Consider the following 18,557-nt stretch of genomic DNA (forward strand, 5'->3'; position numbering starts at 1 on the left):
AAATAAGTACGCCATGTTTAACCAGCAAACCATCAATGAACACATTATTTTAAGCCATCCTGAGCATAGTGCCGAAATTAGCTTAAATTGGTTTGATAATGAATATTGGCAGCAGCAAGGAAAAATTGTCGGCGCCAAAAAAGGTCGCGCAACTGCATGGTTTTTCTGCCATAACGGGCTAACAGCAGTGCTCAGGCATTATTGGCGTGGCGGTTTAGTGGGTAAAGTGCTAAGTGATCAATATGTGTTTTTTGGACTGGAAAAAACCCGTGTTTACCAAGAGTTTTCATTAATGATGAAACTGTGCGAATTAGGTCTAAATGTACCAAAGCCGATTGCAGCTAAAATATCGCAAGCTGGCTTAATTTACCGTGGCGATATAATTACTCAAGCTGTTGCAGGCGCACAAAGTGTGCTTGATATATTAAAACAACGTCCCTTTAGCGCACAAGAGTTAATTAAAGTAGCACACACGATTGCGGATTTTCATAATCATGGGGTGTATCACGCTGATTTGAATATTAACAACATTCTATTTGATGAAACGGGCGAGATATACATTATTGACTTTGACCGCGGTGAACTAAAACTCCCCGCCAGTAATTGGCAACAAGCTAATATGACCCGCCTTGCTCGTTCGTTTCATAAAGAGCAAGGCCGAAATAAAGTAATGCATTGGCAAACTACAGACTGGCAGCAGTTACACACAGCATACCAGTCCACTCTTAAAATATAGCCGTTAAGCCTTTATTTTACTGATCACTTTTGACGTAGAGCAGCCATTTAAAAACTCAAGTACTTCAACTTTTCCGCCATGGCGAAGTACATGATCAGCGCCTGCAATTTGTTCAACAGTGTAATCTCCACCCTTTACTAAGATATCAGGACTGATCAGCTCAATTAATTTAGCGGGTGTATCGTTTTCTTCAACTGCACCAAATGGAATTACCCAATCAACTGATGCCAAAGCGCTCAGCACCATAGCACGCTCATCAAGCGGGTTAATAGGGCGCTCTGGACCTTTTAAACGCGTTATTGATTCATCATTATTTAAACCGACGACTAGACGATCTCCACGTGCTTTGGCTTGTGCTAAGTAACGCACATGCCCCGCATGTAAAATGTCAAAACAACCATTGGTGAACACGATAGTTTCACCATTTTGCTTTGCAAACTCAATATGCTGAAGCACATCATCAAATGGGGTTTGATAATGCTCACCGGTTTTTTGTAAGTATTGACCTAACTTACGACTTAACTCTTCAGGCGATACCGTAGCTGCCCCTAATTTACTCACTGCAATTCCAGCCGCAAGGTTAGCAATTTCCACTGCATCTTTAGGCTGCATTCCTGCACCTAACATCACCGCCAGAGTTGCAATAACAGTATCACCAGCACCGGTAACATCACTGACTTCAAGCTGTTGCGCTGCAAAATCGTGTTTTTCATCGGCACTAATAAGTGACATACCTTGCTCTGAGCGAGTCAATAGCATGGCCGCGATCCCTGCATCGCTGATCAGTGCTCGAGCACTGTCTGCTAAATGCTGTTCCGAATCTGTTTTACCACCGGCAAGCTTAAATTCATTCAAGTTAGGAGTAATAAAATCAGCACCGCGATATAAGTTTAAGTCTGAGGATTTAGGATCAATTAGAACTGTTTTTCCAGCACCTTTAGCAAGTTTTATCATTTGCTGGATCAAGCTTAATGAGCCTTTATTATAATCTGAGAATAAAACAAAGTCGTACTCATCTAATACTAATTCCAGACGGTTTAAAAGTAGTTGGCTGTGTTGCTCAGTAAACATCTCTTCTAAGTCAAGTCTAACGACTTGTTGATGACGGCTAATCACACGCATTTTTGAAATAGTTGGCAAATCACAAACACTGACTAATTGTGAATCTATACGTTCATCAGCAAGAATTCGCTCTAAGATTTGGCCGCTTTCATCTTCACCAATTAAACCCAACAAGCCAACTTTACCATCTAAACGGGCAATATTTTTTGCCACGTTTGCGGCGCCACCGGCTTTATCTTCAAATTTACTTACTTTCACTATTGGCACAGGTGCTTCTGGCGATATGCGCCCTGAATCACCATGCCAATAACGGTCAAGCATCACATCACCAACCACTAATATTTTAGCGTTAGACAGGTTTTTTAATAACGCTAGATCCATTACCTCTGCCCCGCTACAACCATATCAATGGCTTCACATAACCAATGACCAATAAACATATGCGCTTCTTGAATACGTGCGGTTTCGTCATCTTTAATAATAATGGATAATTTAGCGATATCTTTTACTTTACCGCCATCGCGGCCTGTAAATGCAACTGTATAAGCACCTATTTCATTTGCAGCAGCTAGCGCTAAATTAATATTAGCGCTAGTACCAGAGGTAGTTAAACCAATCACTAAATCCTCAGGCTTACATAACGCAAGAACCTGACGCTCAAAAACTGTGTCAAAGTGATAGTCATTACTATGCGCAGTTAAGATGGAAGTGTCGGTTGTTAGCGCCATAGATGCTAATGGGCCACGTTCTAATTTGTAGCGTACGACAAACTCTGCAGCTAAATGCTGAGCATCTGCTGCGCTGCCACCATTACCAAACCAAACTACTTTTCCACCAGCTTGCAAAGTACTGTGGCAAACTTCAAGCAATTGCATTACTTGAGGGTGGTATGTTTCCATCGTTTCAAACAATACTTGGTGACGGGTTAAACTTTCAAGGTAGCTGCTCGCTACAGAATCAATATTAGACATGGGTAATCCTCTCAAAATTAGTCTGACTAGCTACTACCAAAAAAGTGCCACTGACAACCACGTATAGTTATCACCAAAGACATCTTCGCCGTAAGTTAAAGTTGTTTCAATATTATATTCATGCCACTTTCGGTTATTACTGATTTGTAACTCGATCCCTTGTTCATATTGCTCACTTACTACACCAAACTCATCAACATGACCACTTTCATTATCGAGCAAAGTGAATTTCGCACGCCAAAAAGAATCCGATATTGCTGCATAGGTGGCTTCTAAACTATGTATACGTGATGGAACAGCATCATGTAAATAACGTTGATCAGCGGCATAGTGGCCAATAACAAAACCATCTTTAGTGTTACCATAAGTAGGATATATATAATTTCTATACCATTGACTGTGCATATTAGTATATTCGTAGCGAAGTGAGATATCGCTAGTTAATTGAGGTAAGAACACGCCATAATTATAAACAATATTACCGAATTGGTAGTTTTTGTGTTCTTTGGTATCTTCGCCGCCATACTCAAAATAAAGCTCTGCCGGCATACCCCAATTAAAGTTCACAACACTCGTTATTGAAGCAAACTGGTCGCCAAGTTCATTATCAGGGCCCCCCGCTATTGCACCATTATCATTACCTGCAGGGTCAAAGAATGCTTTAACTACATCGCTAAAACCAACATCACGTGGCCCACCACCAAATTGCATCATACGATTCATGCCGATTTTCCACCCCTCTACAGGCTCTAAACTAATATGTGTGCCAGCTAAGCGAGGTGTGCCATCGTGCAATTCATCTTGATATCTAATGCCTTTTTCAACATGTTCAAGCTCGGAGTAATAAAGCTCAAAATCAAAGTTCCACCAGTTATGGGCTGGTGCCACCATCCCTAATGAAATAGATGGCGAGGTACGCGCATTAGTAGAGATAATCTGAGCTGACTGCTTAAACGGCGAAAACCAATGCTCTTTATAACCAATATTTAACTGCAGGTCATCACCGGCAAAGCTGACAAAACTGTTATAATTAACGAATTTATTTTGCTTCGCGCGATAATCGACTCCCACTTGCATCAAGGTATAGTCATTAGGACGCCAAATACCCTCAAAGAACACTTGCCCCCATTCATCAGAGCTCACACCACGTTGATTGGCAAGTTTAGTTGCATTGCTGCCATCAGCACGCAGCTTAACACCTACTCGAGTAATATTATCGCTGCCTTGATAAGGCTTAATTTTAGCACGTATTGCCGCGACTAAACTTGGCTGTACATTTTGCAATTTAGCAAGCGCAGCTTCAACTTCCGTTAAGCGGTAAGGCTTTGTCATCGGTGTGCCTGACGTCAAGGCAAATAACGTATCGAGCTGATGATCAAGCTGTGCATCCATGCCAATTGGTAAGTAAGCAGTTGGTGTTGCAAGTGAAGGCAATGCGCAACTCATAAAACTGGTTAATACCACGGCTTTTATCAATTTGAATTTCATAACGACTGTATTTTTCATAATGGTAGTTAAATATTACCAAATTAGCTGCAACTAAACACCCAAAACTCTCTGTTCTAACGCTTTTTAACAATTTCGCATTTTGCTTAAAGGGTATCCGCGTTATCATTAGTGTTTATAATTCGAGGCTGAAAAATGGCACGCTTTTTTTATTCACTGATTCTTTATTTGCTAAGTCCTCTCATAACCTTTTATTTATATATACTTAGAGGTAAAAAGAACGCAGGTTATCGCGCGCACTTTGCTGAACGGTTTGGCTTCATTACAGTAAAAAAAACCTCACAAGAAAGTACAGTATTAAAAGATGATCTAATAGTGATCCACTGCGCTTCAGTTGGTGAAGTACTTGCTGCAACGCCTTTGCTTAAAGAGCTACAATACCAACAGCCAAGTTATTCATTTATGATAACCTGTAACACCCCCACAGGCCGTGAACAAATACATAATAATTTTAAAGACTCGTTACAGTGCGCCTATTTACCTATTGATTACCCTTGTGCTACAGCGCGCTTTTTAAAGCGTGTTAAACCCACGTTAATATGTATTTTAGAAACCGAACTTTGGCCTAATCTTATGGCGCAGTGCAAACAACAGAATATTCCTGTACTGATACTCAATGCGCGGCTTTCAGCAAAATCGCAACAAGGTTATCAAAAAGTAGCGCCATTAACTAAGGTTATAATGCAATCAATTTCCGCTTTAGCTGGTCATAATCATGAAGACGCTAAACGCTTTATTGAGCTTGGCCTCAATGAGCAAAAAGTGCATATTACTGGCTCAATTAAATTTGATATAAAGCCAACTAGTGAGCAGTTAGACAAAGTCGATACCCTAAAAAGCCAATACAATAATCAGCGCTTTATCTGGGTTGCCGGTTCCACGCACCCTAGTGAGCATGAGCTGATATTAGCTGCTCAGCAGCAGCTGCTAAAACAGATTCCAGATGCACTGCTAGTTATTGCGCCGCGCCACCCAGAACAATTTGATAAGGTCGCCACATTGCTTGATGACTCACCATTGAGCTTTAGCCGCCGCAGTAAAAATAACTATCAAAGCGAACAAGTACTCCTTGCTGATACTTTAGGTGAATTGCAATGTTTATATGGTATGGCCAACATCAATTATATTGGCGGCAGTTTAATTGCACGTGGCGGGCATAACCCTCTCGAGTCAGCGGCATTTTCTGTCGGTGTTTTAACAGGCCCGCATACCTATAATTTCAACCATGTTTACCCTGAACTGATTGCATCAGGTGGGTGTATACAAGTAAGCGATACAAAGATGTTAGCGGAGCAACTATACGAGCTTCATCAACAACCAGCGTTTTGCCAGCAGCTAGGTCTACAGGCAGCACAATGTGTTGCTAACAACCAAGGCGCCATCGCGAAAACGATCGCCATCATTAACAAGTTTTTAGAGCCACACAATGACTGAACAAAAAAAACTAACCTTACCAGAACAACAAACCCGTTTATGGGTAGCTAATGTCATTGTTAAATATAACTTTTGCCCCTTTGCCCGTAAAGAAGTTGAAAATAATTGCATTCATTATCAAACCAGCCAAGCAACCAGCATTGATGATGCTGTGATGGAGATGATCGAACAATGTATTGAACTTGATCAACAACCGGCTCGAGAGACTACATTATTGATGTTTGAACAAGGCTTTACTGACTTTGAGGAATTTTTAGATTTAGTGGATTTAGCCAATGCGCTATTAGTTGCCCAAGGCTTTGAAGGTAAATATCAAATAGCCAACTTTCATCCTGACTATGTGTTTGCCGATAGTGATGACAATGATGCAGCAAATTACACTAACCGCGCGCCTTTTCCTACCTTACATCTAATTCGTGAGGCTAGTATGAGTGCAGCACTTGATGATTATAATGAACCTGAATCAATTCCAGATCACAACATCAATTTAGCTCGCCGAAAAGGCATCGACTTTTGGCAACAATTACTTGCTGGATGTAAAAAGCCGAGTGCTTAATCACTCAGCTTTTAGTAAAAAGGAATGTTACTTTTTAACCCATTCTCCGTTCACTTCAACAAAGTGACCCGATTGGGTTTTTTCAATCGTTTTAGCAGCTGCCAGCGCTTCTACTTGAGAAAGCGACAAGTTGTTCTTTTTAGCGAGCTTTAAATATTGTGCTTTACGTTTAGCATTAATTTCATCGACAACCACTTTTGCCTCTGCATTTTGCACCACAAGGCCTAAATAACCCGAGCTGTCCTCACCCACTAGCCCTTGATTTTTTGCATCATCTAACGAAATGGCCCAAGCCGAAAACGACAAACACACCGCACTTAATAAAGTGACAATGCTTAGTTTTTTATTTTTTACTATATTCATACTTGCTCCTTAAAATAATTCGCTGTCATCACTAAATAAACTGTCGAGTTCTCTATCAACTTTTACGCGGATTTCATGATCGACCTTAACATTTAAGTTAATTGTAATAGGTTCCTTAGCGGCCACCTCAACACGATGCGTACATGCACTGAGTAATCCCAATGCGGTTAATATTACTAACCATTTAGTCATTATTACTTCCTTTTGTTGAATACTCTTGTTCAACTTTTTGCGTAATTTCATCACTTAAGCGCAGTGCTCGTAATAGTGTAAACACGTTCTCTTCATGATTATAGTTAAAATTAACTTGCTGTGCTTGCTGTTGATTATACCCTTGCAAATTAACGCCTAAGGTCATCCAGCCGTCAGGTTTTAAGTTAACACTACTTTTAATACTCTGAATATCTAAATTTTCAAGCAAGCCAAGTATAGGTCCTAACTCTTGTTGTTGAGCCTTTACCGAATTAAAAGCTGCATTATCAGTGATAAGTAATTTAGCAGCACCTTGATTAACAAGCTGCCCACCTTTAACCTCAATACCCGCTTTTGTGAAATAAACAGGCAAGTGTCCAGCTACATTTCCAGTTAAGTTAATACCCGATTTAGCATCAAGGGTAATGACCTTGCTAGCATCTATATTGTCAAATGTAACTAATGCTTGTTGCGGCTCTTCTGTAAGGCGATATTTATCCAGCAAAAAATGCCCTCCCATAACCTTCCCTGTAAGCTCCGTAACAGCAAGTTCATTTGCCCGCACTTGCCAAAACCCTGTTAGCTGCTTCACCACAGCACCAGCTCGTAATTCATTTAGTTCAAATGTAGAAGGCACAACATTAAGCTGCCCTGAATCATAACGACCTGTAAATTGAGTATTAAAATGCTTAGCAAGGTAATCTGTGTATAAACCACTTACACCGACTAGCTGTAAAGAGAGATCGGCCTGTTGCAGATTAATATCACCAGCAATACGGCCACTGACTTTACCATCTGTTAAGGTTGCAAGCGGCACAAATTGATGAAGCAGTGGGTTAAGCTTAGTAACTAACTGCTCTGAAATTATCACCTCAAATGGATGAGCTGTGCTTGTTATATTATGCATTGCTACAAGCTCTATCCCTTCTACATATATATGATGAGATGCTTGCAAGGCACGACTTTGTAAACCTGTTGAGCTTATGTGAATGTCGTTAAGTCGTAACTCTTCCGTTTGTAGCTTGGCTAACTTTGTTTCACTGGTTAAATCAAAAAACAATTCCCCTGCTGACAAACTTCCTGCAGCAGTTAGCTGATTCGTCAGCTGAGATAGTTTAATACTCCCCATATTAACAGTATCAATCTGACTCGATAAGCTAGCGGTTAAGTATTGATTACTTTGTAGCTTCGCCTTAAAAGTTGCTTGGTAATTATCAATACCAATATCATGCACTTTTAATTGCCCCAGCGCTAATTGTGCTGACAATTCGAGAGCAGGCTGTGCAGCCAATATGCTATTTATTGAAAAATGCCCTTGTGCACTAATATGCTGCGCATCAACATCGATAAAATCAGGCAGCGCAGCCACTTTTAACTGATAGTTACCATCAATATCACTGCTAACAACACTCGCGGCTATATCTAATAATGCAATATCATCACTCGAAAACGACAACGCGAATTGTGCCAATAGGGTTTCAAAAGGGTTCTTTATATCAACCGCTAACTGTTTAACATTCATTAGCAGTTGTGATCCTGCCTGCAATGTTAGCTGATCTAATGTCAATTGAGTGTCTTGCACAATTATCTTACTAGGTAAAACTAATCGCCAATTTAACGGTATTTGCCGAGTAACAAATTGCTGCTGCGCATCATCATCGATAACACCAGCCAAACTTTGTAAACACTCATTTTTGCCATTGAGTGTTGTTGCTAATTGCTGAGCATCTAGGGTTAATGTTTTTGAATTTAAGTTATAGTGACTACTGACTTTGCCACTACTTTTAATTGTCATCGAGCAGGTATTGATGGCGTAAGTGAAATCAGCACCTAGCTGAGTGTCTATATCAAGTACAATACCATCAAAAGCGAATCTATTTTGGCTAGTTAAATTAAATCCTGCAATCGAGTTTACAGTCGCGGCCTTAACTGTAGAAAGTAGTCGCTCATCAAGCTCAATATTTCCTGCCAACTTGGTATTTTTAACGTCAACCTCAGCTTTCACATCACCAGTAACAACAAACTCATTTAACACCGGCTCATTTATGCTGATAATAAGTGGCTTTTTTAATTGAGACTGAGTGATCACTAAACGTTTTAGATGTAACAACGGGCGACTTTGCGGTAACGCCAAAGCAAGCTTTTTTGCCACACTAGGCTCAGTCGAAAAATCGGGGGTTACCAGTATTAAATTTGCACGGTTAACCGTGATGTTTTGAGTATTGGCCGTAATATCAGCTAATTCAAGCAACTGCCCTTGATAGCCAATACATGCTCGCTGTACATGGAGATCCAGATTGGTTGTTAACGACCAATCCAAACAATGCAGTTCAACTCCAGCTTGATGCAGTGAAGGAGCAACAAAATGCAAAGTGATCGGCATGCGAAAAATATAGCCAAGTGAAAGTACACTTAGCACTAGAATTAATAACCCCCAACCTACACGCTTAAACATATTATCCTTAAAATACCTTTGACCTTTGACCTTTGACCTTTGACCTTTGACCAGCATAAACAAAAAAGGCTGCATAATGCAGCCTTTTATTCTAGTACTAGATAATGAATCTAGTGTGTATAAATATAGTTTAACCTACATTTTTACGTGCATTGCGGAACATACGCATCCATGGGCTATCTTCGCGCCACTCATCTGGGTGCCACGAGTTAGCAACCGCACGGAATACACGTTCAGGGTGTGGCATCATTACTGTAGCACGGCCATCAGCTGAAGTAATGCCTGTGATACCTTCTGGCGAGCCGTTCGGGTTAGCAGGGTATTGTGTTGTAGGATTACCGTAGTTATCAACAAACTTAACCGCTACAGTACCTGACTCAAGCGCTGCTTTCACTGCTGCATCATTAGCAAACTCAGCATGACCTTCACCGTGAGACACTGCGATAGGCATACGAGAGCCCGCCATACCGTTGAAGAATACCGAAGGATTCTCTTGCACTTCAACTAAGCTAAAACGTGCTTCAAAACGTTCCGATTTATTCGTCACAAAGCGTGGCCAATGTTCAGTGCCAGGGATCAACTCTTTTAATGTTGATAACATCTGACAACCGTTACACACACCTAAACTAAATGAGTCTTGGCGCTCAAAGAAGCTTTGGAACTGCTCACGTGCCATATCATTAAATAAGATTGATTTAGCCCAACCTTCACCAGCACCTAACACGTCACCGTAAGAGAAGCCGCCACATGCCACTAAGCCTTTAAACTCTTCCAGACTTAAACGCCCTTCAAGAATATCGCTCATGTGTACATCAACTGCCGCAAAACCAGCACGGTTAAATGCAGCTGCCATTTCTAAATGCGAGTTAACACCTTGCTCTCGTAAGATAGCCATTTTAGGCTTAGCGCCTGTCGCAATATACGGTGCTGCCACATCTTCATTTAAATCGAAGTTTAGTTTAACGTTAAGACCAGGGTCTTTAACATCAAACTTGGCATCAAATTCTTGCTTAGCACAATCAGGGTTATCACGACGTGCTTGCATTTGGTAGGTGGTTTCTGCCCAAATAGTACGTAATTCAGTACGCGTATTACTGAGTACAGGGTTACCAGCGCGGTTAAATACCACACTGTCGTCACTGTTAAGTGTGCCAATTTCATGGCTGATTGCAGCAATGCCATGCTCAGCAAATACTGCATTCACGACCTCTAAATCACTGTTAGCAACTTGGATTACCGCACCGAGCTCTTCATTATAAAGTGCTTCAATGTCAGAACCTGTTAAACCATCTAAATTAACAGTCACACCAGTATGACCCGCAAATGCCATTTCAGCCACTGTGGTAAATAAACCACCGTCTGAACGGTCATGATAAGCAAGTAACTTATTATCAGCGACTAACGCTTGCATTGCATTGTAAAAGCCTTTTAGTAATTCAGGGCTATCTACATCTGGCGTTACATCACCTAATTGCTTATAAACTTGCGCTAAACTTGAAGCACCTAGTCGGTTTTTACCTGCACCTAAGTCAACCAAGATAAGTGAGGTTTCACCTTTATCTGTACGTAGCTGCGGAGTAACCGTTTTACGTACATCGTCAACACGACCAAACGCGGTGATAATAAGTGATAATGGTGCGGTTACTGACTTCTGCTCGCCATTCTCATCCCACTGGGTTTTCATCGACATAGAGTCTTTACCCACAGGGATGGTTAAACCAAGCGCAGGGCAAAGCTCTTCACCCACCGCTTTAACTGCTTCGTAAAGACCCGCATCTTCACCAGGGTGACCAGCTGCTGCCATCCAGTTAGCAGACAACTTAATGTTTTCAAGCGGTCCAATGTTAGCACAAGCAATATTGGTTAATGATTCAGCTACGGCCAAACGTGCTGATGCGCCGTAATTAAGCAATGCTGCAGGTGTACGCTCACCAAGAGACATTGCCTCACCATGGTAAGTGTCATACGTTGCTGCAGTTACGGCACAGTTAGCAACTGGCACCTGCCAAGGACCAACCATTTGGTCACGAGCAACTAGCCCTGTTACTGAGCGGTCACCAATGGTGATCAAGAACGTCTTTTCAGCAATCGCAGGTAAACGTAATAAACGTGTTGCCGCTTCACTTACGTCAATATTTGTAGTATCCAGCGCTTTACCAATAACTTGTTGAGATTGCGCTTCACGGTGCATTTTAGGTGCTTTGCCTAATAACACATCCAGTGGTAAATCAACGGGGTTGTTACCAAAATGGCTATCTGCAACGGTTAAATGACGCTCTTCAGTCGCTTCACCAATCACTGCATATTGCGCACGTTCACGCTTACAAATGGCTTCAAAACGGTCAAAATCTTCAACCGCGACAGCAAGTACATAACGCTCTTGAGACTCGTTACACCAGATCTCATGCGGTGCCATGCCCGGCTCATCATTTGGAATATCGCGCAGTTGGAATTTGCCCCCACGACCACCGTCATTAACAAGCTCAGGGAATGCATTTGATAAACCGCCCGCGCCGACATCGTGAATAAACGCGATTGGGTTAGCATCACCTAACTGCCAGCATTTATCGATGACTTCTTGACAACGACGTTCCATTTCTGGGTTTTCACGTTGCACTGATGCAAAATCTAAATCTTCATTTGATTGGCCTGACGCCATTGATGAAGCGGCACCGCCACCTAAACCAATGTTCATCGCTGGGCCACCTAACGCAATCAACTTAGCACCAACAGGAATTTCACCTTTTTGTACATGGTCAGTACGAATATTACCTAAACCACCGGCAAGCATAATTGGCTTGTGGTAACCACGCACCTCAAGGCCATTATGACTGATTACTTGCTCTTCATAAGTGCGGAAGTAACCGACTAAGTTTGGACGACCAAACTCATTATTAAACGCAGCGCCACCCAATGGGCCCTCAGTCATAATATCTAATGCTGTAACGATACGAGCAGGCTTACCAAAATCAGTTTCCCACGGTTGCTCGTAACCAGGAATACGTAAGTTTGATACAGTAAAGCCAACTAAACCTGCTTTTGGCTTAGAGCCACGGCCTGTTGCACCTTCATCACGAATTTCACCACCTGAACCGGTAGCAGCACCAGAAAATGGAGCAATCGCAGTTGGGTGGTTATGGGTTTCAACTTTCATCAAGATTTCAATGTTCTCTTGATGATATGCATATTCACCTTCAGCATTTGGGAAGAAACGACCTGCTTTCGAACCTTTCATTACTGCGGCGTTATCTTTATAAGCAGATAATACGTTTTCAGGGTTTAGCTCGTAGGTATTTTTAATCATTTTGAATAGCGATTTAGGCTGAACTACACCATCGATGGTCCAATCTGCATTAAAAATTTTATGACGACAATGCTCTGAGTTTGCTTGTGCAAACATAAATAATTCAATGTCGTTCGGGTTACGCCCTAACTTTTGGAAGTTTTCTACCAAGTAATCAATTTCGTCATCAGCAAGGGCAAAACCTTGCTCAACGTTTGCAGTTGCTAGCGCTTCACGGCCGCCGGCTAAAATGTCAACTGATGACATTTGACTCGGTGCATCAGTACGGAATAACGTCGCAGCGTCGTCCATTGCGCTGTGCGTTGCTTCGGTCATGCGGTCATGTAATAAGGCTGCAACTTGATTTAATTGCTCAGCGTTTAAGTCACCTTCAACATAATAAGCGATGCCGCGCTCAACACGGTGTACTTGAGTTAAGCCACAATTATGTGCAATATCCGTCGCTTTTGAAGCCCATGGCGAGATTGTGCCAGGACGAGGCGTTACTAACACCAAAGTGCCTGCAGGTGTATGTTCGGCAATCGTTGGACCATAGGTAAGTAACTTCTCAAGCTTAGTTTGCTCATCACTTGACAGCTGTGCGGTTAGATCTGCAAAGTGTGCATACTCAGCGTATACATTAGTGACTGGAAGTTGCGCCTGTTGGCAACGGGCTAAAATTTTCTGAACTCTAAAATCGGAAAGTGCTGGTGCACCACGAAGGATCAACATAGGTATTTTCATCCGGGGTTAGGGATTGAACGATATTTTAGGCGGGTATTATATACTCAAGTAACTCGGAAATACAGGTTAAGCAGGGAATTAAAATTGCAGCAAGAGCGCTATAAGTTAGCATCGTTTATTGCTAATTATACCTAGTGGCAGATGAAATATAAAACACAGTAAAGTCATCTATGACAAATCGCCAAGTGACGTCATCGCAAAGTTTTGATATAAGGGTGTAATAGCATTCAAGGGGCACAGTATGTTTAAACAAAAGCTAATAACAATCATTACGTTAGTAATGCTTTTGTGTGCCTGCGATATGCAACAGCAGCAATCTCAACTCAGCCAAATAAAAACTCAAAACAAAATCAGAGTAGGTACGTTAGCTGGAGCAAGTAATTATTATCAAGCAGTGCAAGGTGAACAAGGATTTGAATATGAGTTAGCGCAAGAGTTTGCAGATCACCTTGGGGTTGAACTGGAGATGGTGCCATTTTTTAACTTATCCGACATGTTTTCACGCTTAGATAGCGGCGATTTAGACTTAATAGCCTCTGGTTTAACGTACAATAAAGTACGCGCCCAAGATTACCGTTTTGGCCCAACCTATCGCACAATTAGCCAAAAACTGGTTTATAAACAAGGTAGAGTAAGACCTCGTGATTTTGATGATCTAACCGATAACCTGACAGTACTTGCCAAAAGTAGCCATTCATTGGCACTGCAACAAATTAAACAAACTCACCCCAATTTAAATTGGCGCGAAACAGAAGATCTCGACGAAGAAGAGCTATTACAAGCAGTGATCGATGGTGAAATTGATTACACTCTTGCCGACTCACATACCCTATCGTTGTTTCGTCGCTATCACCCTAATCTTAGTATTGGTTTTTCTGTCACTCGTAACGATCCCATTGCTTGGCTGCTGCGCAAAGACGGCGACGATTCGTTATATGCGTTAATGGTGCCGTTTTTTGGTGAAGTAAAACAAAGTAATCAGCTTTATGTACTTGAAGAAAAATATTTTGGCCATGTCCGCCAATTTAACTACGTTAATACCCTTGCCTATATTGAAGCAATTAAAGAAACACTGCCAAAATATCAACCTTGGTTTGAGCAATATGCAGGCAGCCTAGATTGGCGATTACTTGCAGCTTTAAGTTATCAAGAATCAATGTGGAATCCGCGAGCAAAATCCCCCACAGGAGTTCGTGGTATTATGATGCTCACTCGTGATACTGCAAAGCAGGTCGGCGTAACTAATCGTCTTGCTCCTGAGCAAAATATCAAAGGCGGCGCAGAATATTTGACGAAGCTAGAAAAACGAATTCCCGACCGCGTTCCTCAGCCAGATCGTACTTGGCTAGCTTTAGCATCCTATAATATTGGTTGGGGTCACGTGAACGATGCTCGTATTATTACCGAGCAGCAAGGTGCTAGCCCTGATAAATGGGCTGATGTGAAAAAACGCTTACCGCTATTAATCAAAAAACGTTACTACCGTAAAACCAAGTATGGCTATTCGCGCGGTGACGTTGCAGTCAAGTACGTGGATAATATTCGTCGTTACTACGATGCACTAGTTTGGTTAGATGAAAATGACGCGATCAGCACACCGACTACTGAACCCGATGATGCTGAACAAATAGATCAACCTACTACCCAAGCTGCTGAGATTAAAAATCCAAAGCCTGCCACAATACAAACCACGGTCTCCCCAGCAAAAGATGACAGTATCGATGAGCAAGCACCGCAAAAAAAAGATAACGGCGAACAATAAAAATAACTTTAAATGCGATAGGTACGCGCAAACTAAAATATCTATTTACTTGTCATCAAATGATCACTAATGTGTAGTATCAAGTATATAATTAACTTATATCTTTTCTCACTCTCACATTTTCAGGAGAAACCATGCTGAAACGTCGGCGTACACATTCGTTCAAACGAAATGTTATTTATTCATCATCTACCCGTCGCAGAATAATGCTGCGTAATTTACATAGAAAAGTAATTTGGCGTCGCAGAATGTTTGCAATGCAACAAATGGCAGAGTTAAGCATTGCAGCACCTGCAGGTTAAGCCTTCAGGTCACGCAAAGCTTTCTTTGCAGCTTTTATTTCTTGACGGCGGCGTTTAAAAAAATCAGAAATAGTTTGCCCACATAACTCACCTAGTATTCCGGCCTCAACTTCAACCTGATGATTTAATCTAGGATCTTGTAATAGATTCATAATAGAGCCTGCTGATCCTGTTTTTTCATCCGCAGCACCAAACACTAAACGTTTGATACGACTGTGTACTAGCAACCCGGCGCACATAGAGCATGGCTCCAACGTGACGTATAAAGTACAATCAATCAAGCGGTAATTATTAACGACCTTGCCACCTTCGCGTATCGCAATCATCTCTGCATGAGCAGAAGGATCGTTATCGGTAATCGAACGATTATAGCCAGCTGCAATCAACTGATTATCTTTGACCAGTACAGCACCGACAGGAATTTCATTCAACTGCTCCGCTTTTTTTGCATACTCTAGAGCTTGCGCCATCCAATATTGATCGTTCAATTGTTCACTCATTGACTTAATCTTTAACTAATTATTGTTTAATTATACTCACTTAGGCCATTAAAACGCTAAATATACTGATTAGTGATAAAAATAAAACAAATTAAAACAGCTTTAACATGGCTCACCCCGTGCGATTTACGATATAATCTCTCGCTTTTTTTATTTAGCTCACAACACACGGGTAGCAAATGAAATTTCCTGGACGCCGCAGGCATAAACATTATTTTCCAGTGGAAGCCAAAGATCCACTTACTAATCAACTCAACGCCAGTGATAAGTTGCAACGCAGCTACATCACAGGGATAGATCAAATCGTAGTTGATATAGAAGCTAAAGTCGATCAAGCTTTCCTTGACGAATTTCAACTGCGCCGAGGTATGTCGCAAGTTATTGATAGTGATATAACCAATGCATTATATGACCGCTTAAAACTCAACGATATGATCGATTATGAGTTTGCAGGCGGTACTATCGGCAACACTATGCACAACTACTCAGTATTAGCGGATGACCGCTCTGTACTACTGGGTGTGATGAGTGAAAACATTAAAATTGGTAGCTACGCTTATCGCTTTTTATGTAACACCTCAAGTCGTGTCGATCTCGACTACTTACAACCGGTAGATGGTCCGATCGGTCGCTGCTTTACACTCATTGACGATACTGGTGAACGTACTTTTGCCATCAGCGCAGGGCTGATGAACCACCTACGACCTGAATCAATCGATCAGGAGTTAATAGAGAACTCATCGGCATTAGTGATCAGTGCTTACTTAATGCGTACGCAAGGTTCTGAGACGATGACAGAAGCAACAATGCAAGCTGTCAAATATGCCAATGATGCTGGCATCCCTGTCGTACTCACTCTTGGTACTAAGTTTTTAATCGAGCAAGACCCTACTTGGTGGGCTAGTTTTGTTGAAAAACATGTTGATATTTTAGCAATGAATGAGGAAGAAGGGCTGGCAATAACTGGCTTTGAAGACCCTCTACTTGCTGCTGATAAAGCACTTGATTGGGTAGATTTAGTGATCTGTACCGCAGGTGAAAAAGGCTTGTTTATGGCAGGCTACATCGATGAGCAATTTAAACGAGAAACAGAATACCCATTGCTGCCTGGCGCAATACCAGATTTCAATCGTTATGAGTTTTCGCGCGCTATGCGCAAAGTTGACTGTCAGCAGCCAATTCGTGCATACAGCCATACAGCGCCATTTATGGGTGGTCCAGACTCTATTAAGAACACCAATGGTGCAGGAGATTGTGCATTAGCGGCGGTACTACATGACTTATCGGCAAATGTTTACCATAAGCTCAATGTTGGTAATTCAGCTAAACACCAGCAACCGGCAATGACCTACTCATCATTAGCACAAATTAGTAAGTATGCTAACCGTGCCAGTTTTGAGGTGTTAGTACAGCATTCACCGCGCTTATCTCGTGGTTTACCTGAGCGTGAAGACTGCCTCGAACAGGTTTATTGGGAGCAGTAACAACTCCCAATACATATTAGTTAAAAAATAGAGATATCAAGTTTTTTAGATAGCAGCTCAAGGGCTGCTATTCCTGCCACCGAGTTGCCAAATGAATTTAACCCAGGCGACCATACTGCCACTGTAAACTTATTCGGTAACACCGCTAATATAGTGCCCGATACTCCTGATTTACCCGGCATACCAACCCTATAACCAAAATCGCCCGCCGCATCATAGAGGCCGCTGGTAAATAATAATGAGTTGAGCTGTTTGTTTTGCAGACTTGAAAGTACGCGTCTATTAGACACGTTATCTATCCCTTTATTGGCCAGAAAGTTATATGCTTTAGCCAATTCGACACAATTGAGCTCTATTGCACAAAAATTAAAATATGCCCATAACACATCATCAACTTCGTTTTTAAAGTTACCAAAGGACTTCATTAAATGCCCCATTGCAGCATTACGATGACGAAATTCATACTCAGAATTAGCGACCTTCTTATCAATCACTATGCCCTTATTTCCAGACAATAACCTAAATGTTTCTAACATTGAATGCATAGGTGCAGACAAGCGGCTATATAACGCATCACAGGTAACGATAGCACCGGCATTTATGAAAGGGTTACGCGGTATACCCTTTTCAAACTCAAGCTGAGTCAAAGAGTTAAACGCAGTACCTGACGGCTCTTTGCCGACTCGTTGCCACAATTCATTACCATAGCGCTGCAGCGCTAACGTTAACGTCATTACTTTAGAAACAGATTGAATTGTAAAGCGTTGCGAGCAATCGCCTGCGCAAAATGTCTGGCCATCAGTCGTATATATAGCAATAGAAAATTGGTTAGCATCAACCTCAGCCAATGCTGGAATATAATCCGCCACTTTACCTTGTGATAACAGTGGTTGCACCTCAGCGGTAATTTCATTTAAGACTTGTTGATAATCAGAGGTAGGCAAGGTAACCCTCATTGGCATTGAAAACAGAAATAAAATTCTACCATATTAGAAGAAAAGCAGACTGACTTTATTACTCAAATAATACCTAATAAAACACGCTTACAGTCACTTATGAATAATGCTGATTTGCCTTTTACTTACAAAGAGTGCGAGCTTGCATTTTCTTATGGGTAGCGCGAGTTTTTTAAGATTAAAAAGTGGCAGTACACGCATGTCAAAGGTTAACGCTGACGGCTCGAAGCCAATAGCTTTCCTGCAGACGT

15 protein-coding genes are annotated in these 18,557 nt (G+C 41.6%); 6 read left to right on the forward strand and 9 right to left on the reverse strand.

The window, feature by feature from the left end:
* Window positions 1-13: 13 nt before the first annotated feature.
* On the forward strand, window positions 14-736 hold the full coding sequence (locus tag FW757_RS03870; RefSeq protein WP_145235056.1) for a 3-deoxy-D-manno-octulosonic acid kinase: 723 nt from the start codon (window positions 14-16) through the stop codon (window positions 734-736).
* A gap of 3 nt (window positions 737-739) precedes the next feature.
* Here the strand turns inward: FW757_RS03870 and hldE are convergent, their stop codons facing one another.
* From hldE to FW757_RS03885, 3 genes are read right to left on the reverse strand one after another with little or no spacing between them, the layout of a single operon-like run.
* On the reverse strand, window positions 740-2,179 hold the full coding sequence (gene hldE, locus FW757_RS03875; RefSeq protein WP_149981403.1) for a bifunctional D-glycero-beta-D-manno-heptose-7-phosphate kinase/D-glycero-beta-D-manno-heptose 1-phosphate adenylyltransferase HldE: 1,440 nt from the start codon (window positions 2,177-2,179) through the stop codon (window positions 740-742).
* The gene (locus FW757_RS03880) at window positions 2,179-2,769 is read right to left on the reverse strand and encodes an SIS domain-containing protein (RefSeq protein ID WP_182718393.1); all 591 of its coding nucleotides are present in this window, start codon (window positions 2,767-2,769) and stop codon (window positions 2,179-2,181) included. The genes hldE and FW757_RS03880 overlap by 1 nt, the downstream gene beginning before the upstream one ends.
* A 33-nt stretch (window positions 2,770-2,802) precedes the next feature.
* Complete coding sequence (locus FW757_RS03885) at window positions 2,803-4,257, reverse strand: capsule assembly Wzi family protein (RefSeq protein ID WP_182718394.1); 1,455 nt, start codon at window positions 4,255-4,257, stop codon at window positions 2,803-2,805.
* 153 nt (window positions 4,258-4,410) lie between these two features.
* On the opposite strand from FW757_RS03885, the gene waaA reads away from it, so the two are divergent.
* Together waaA and FW757_RS03895 are read left to right on the forward strand one after the other, a co-directional pair.
* Window positions 4,411-5,709 (forward strand): lipid IV(A) 3-deoxy-D-manno-octulosonic acid transferase, encoded by a 1,299-nt coding sequence (gene waaA, locus FW757_RS03890; protein WP_446440880.1) that lies wholly within the window; start codon window positions 4,411-4,413, stop codon window positions 5,707-5,709.
* On the forward strand, window positions 5,702-6,265 hold the full coding sequence (locus tag FW757_RS03895) for a DUF1415 domain-containing protein (protein ID WP_182718396.1): 564 nt from the start codon (window positions 5,702-5,704) through the stop codon (window positions 6,263-6,265). Before waaA ends, FW757_RS03895 begins: the two co-directional genes overlap by 8 nt.
* A 27-nt stretch (window positions 6,266-6,292) precedes the next feature.
* Here the strand turns inward: FW757_RS03895 and FW757_RS03900 are convergent, their stop codons facing one another.
* From FW757_RS03900 to purL, 4 genes are all read right to left on the reverse strand, one after another.
* Window positions 6,293-6,628 carry a YdbL family protein gene (locus FW757_RS03900; protein ID WP_149981407.1) on the reverse strand — a complete coding sequence of 112 codons (336 nt, stop codon included), beginning with the start codon at window positions 6,626-6,628 and terminating at the stop codon, window positions 6,293-6,295.
* Window positions 6,629-6,637: 9 nt separating this feature from the next.
* Window positions 6,638-6,820, reverse strand: a complete 183-nt coding sequence (locus FW757_RS03905) for a YnbE family lipoprotein (protein ID WP_149981408.1) — start codon at window positions 6,818-6,820, stop codon at window positions 6,638-6,640.
* On the reverse strand, window positions 6,813-9,275 hold the full coding sequence (locus tag FW757_RS03910) for a YdbH domain-containing protein (protein ID WP_446440881.1): 2,463 nt from the start codon (window positions 9,273-9,275) through the stop codon (window positions 6,813-6,815). Before FW757_RS03910 ends, FW757_RS03905 begins: the two co-directional genes overlap by 8 nt.
* A gap of 130 nt (window positions 9,276-9,405) precedes the next feature.
* A complete protein-coding gene (gene purL / locus FW757_RS03915) occupies window positions 9,406-13,290 on the reverse strand; it encodes a phosphoribosylformylglycinamidine synthase (RefSeq protein WP_182718398.1) in 3,885 nt (1,294 codons plus the stop codon).
* A gap of 253 nt (window positions 13,291-13,543) precedes the next feature.
* Here purL and mltF point away from each other — a divergent pair, with 253 nt between their 5' ends.
* Both mltF and FW757_RS03925 read left to right on the forward strand, forming a co-directional pair.
* The gene (gene mltF / locus FW757_RS03920; RefSeq protein ID WP_404699287.1) at window positions 13,544-15,064 is read left to right on the forward strand and encodes a membrane-bound lytic murein transglycosylase MltF; all 1,521 of its coding nucleotides are present in this window, start codon (window positions 13,544-13,546) and stop codon (window positions 15,062-15,064) included.
* Window positions 15,065-15,198: 134 nt separating this feature from the next.
* The gene (locus tag FW757_RS03925; RefSeq protein ID WP_169020230.1) at window positions 15,199-15,366 is read left to right on the forward strand and encodes a hypothetical protein; all 168 of its coding nucleotides are present in this window, start codon (window positions 15,199-15,201) and stop codon (window positions 15,364-15,366) included.
* Here the strand turns inward: FW757_RS03925 and tadA are convergent.
* The gene (tadA, locus tag FW757_RS03930; protein ID WP_145235034.1) at window positions 15,363-15,866 is read right to left on the reverse strand and encodes a tRNA adenosine(34) deaminase TadA; all 504 of its coding nucleotides are present in this window, start codon (window positions 15,864-15,866) and stop codon (window positions 15,363-15,365) included. The genes FW757_RS03925 and tadA overlap by 4 nt on opposite strands.
* Window positions 15,867-16,045: 179 nt before the next feature.
* Between tadA and FW757_RS03935 the strand changes: the two genes are divergently transcribed.
* Window positions 16,046-17,350, forward strand: coding sequence for an inosine/guanosine kinase (locus FW757_RS03935; protein WP_145235032.1), 1,305 nt, complete (start codon window positions 16,046-16,048; stop codon window positions 17,348-17,350).
* A gap of 20 nt (window positions 17,351-17,370) precedes the next feature.
* Here FW757_RS03935 and glsB read toward each other — a convergent pair whose 3' ends face one another.
* Entirely contained in the window at window positions 17,371-18,294 is a 924-nt protein-coding gene (glsB, locus tag FW757_RS03940; protein WP_145235030.1) for a glutaminase B, read from the reverse strand.
* Between the last annotated feature and the right edge of the window lie 263 nt (window positions 18,295-18,557).

The sequence above is a fragment of the Pseudoalteromonas sp. 1181_04 genome (assembly GCF_052850545.1).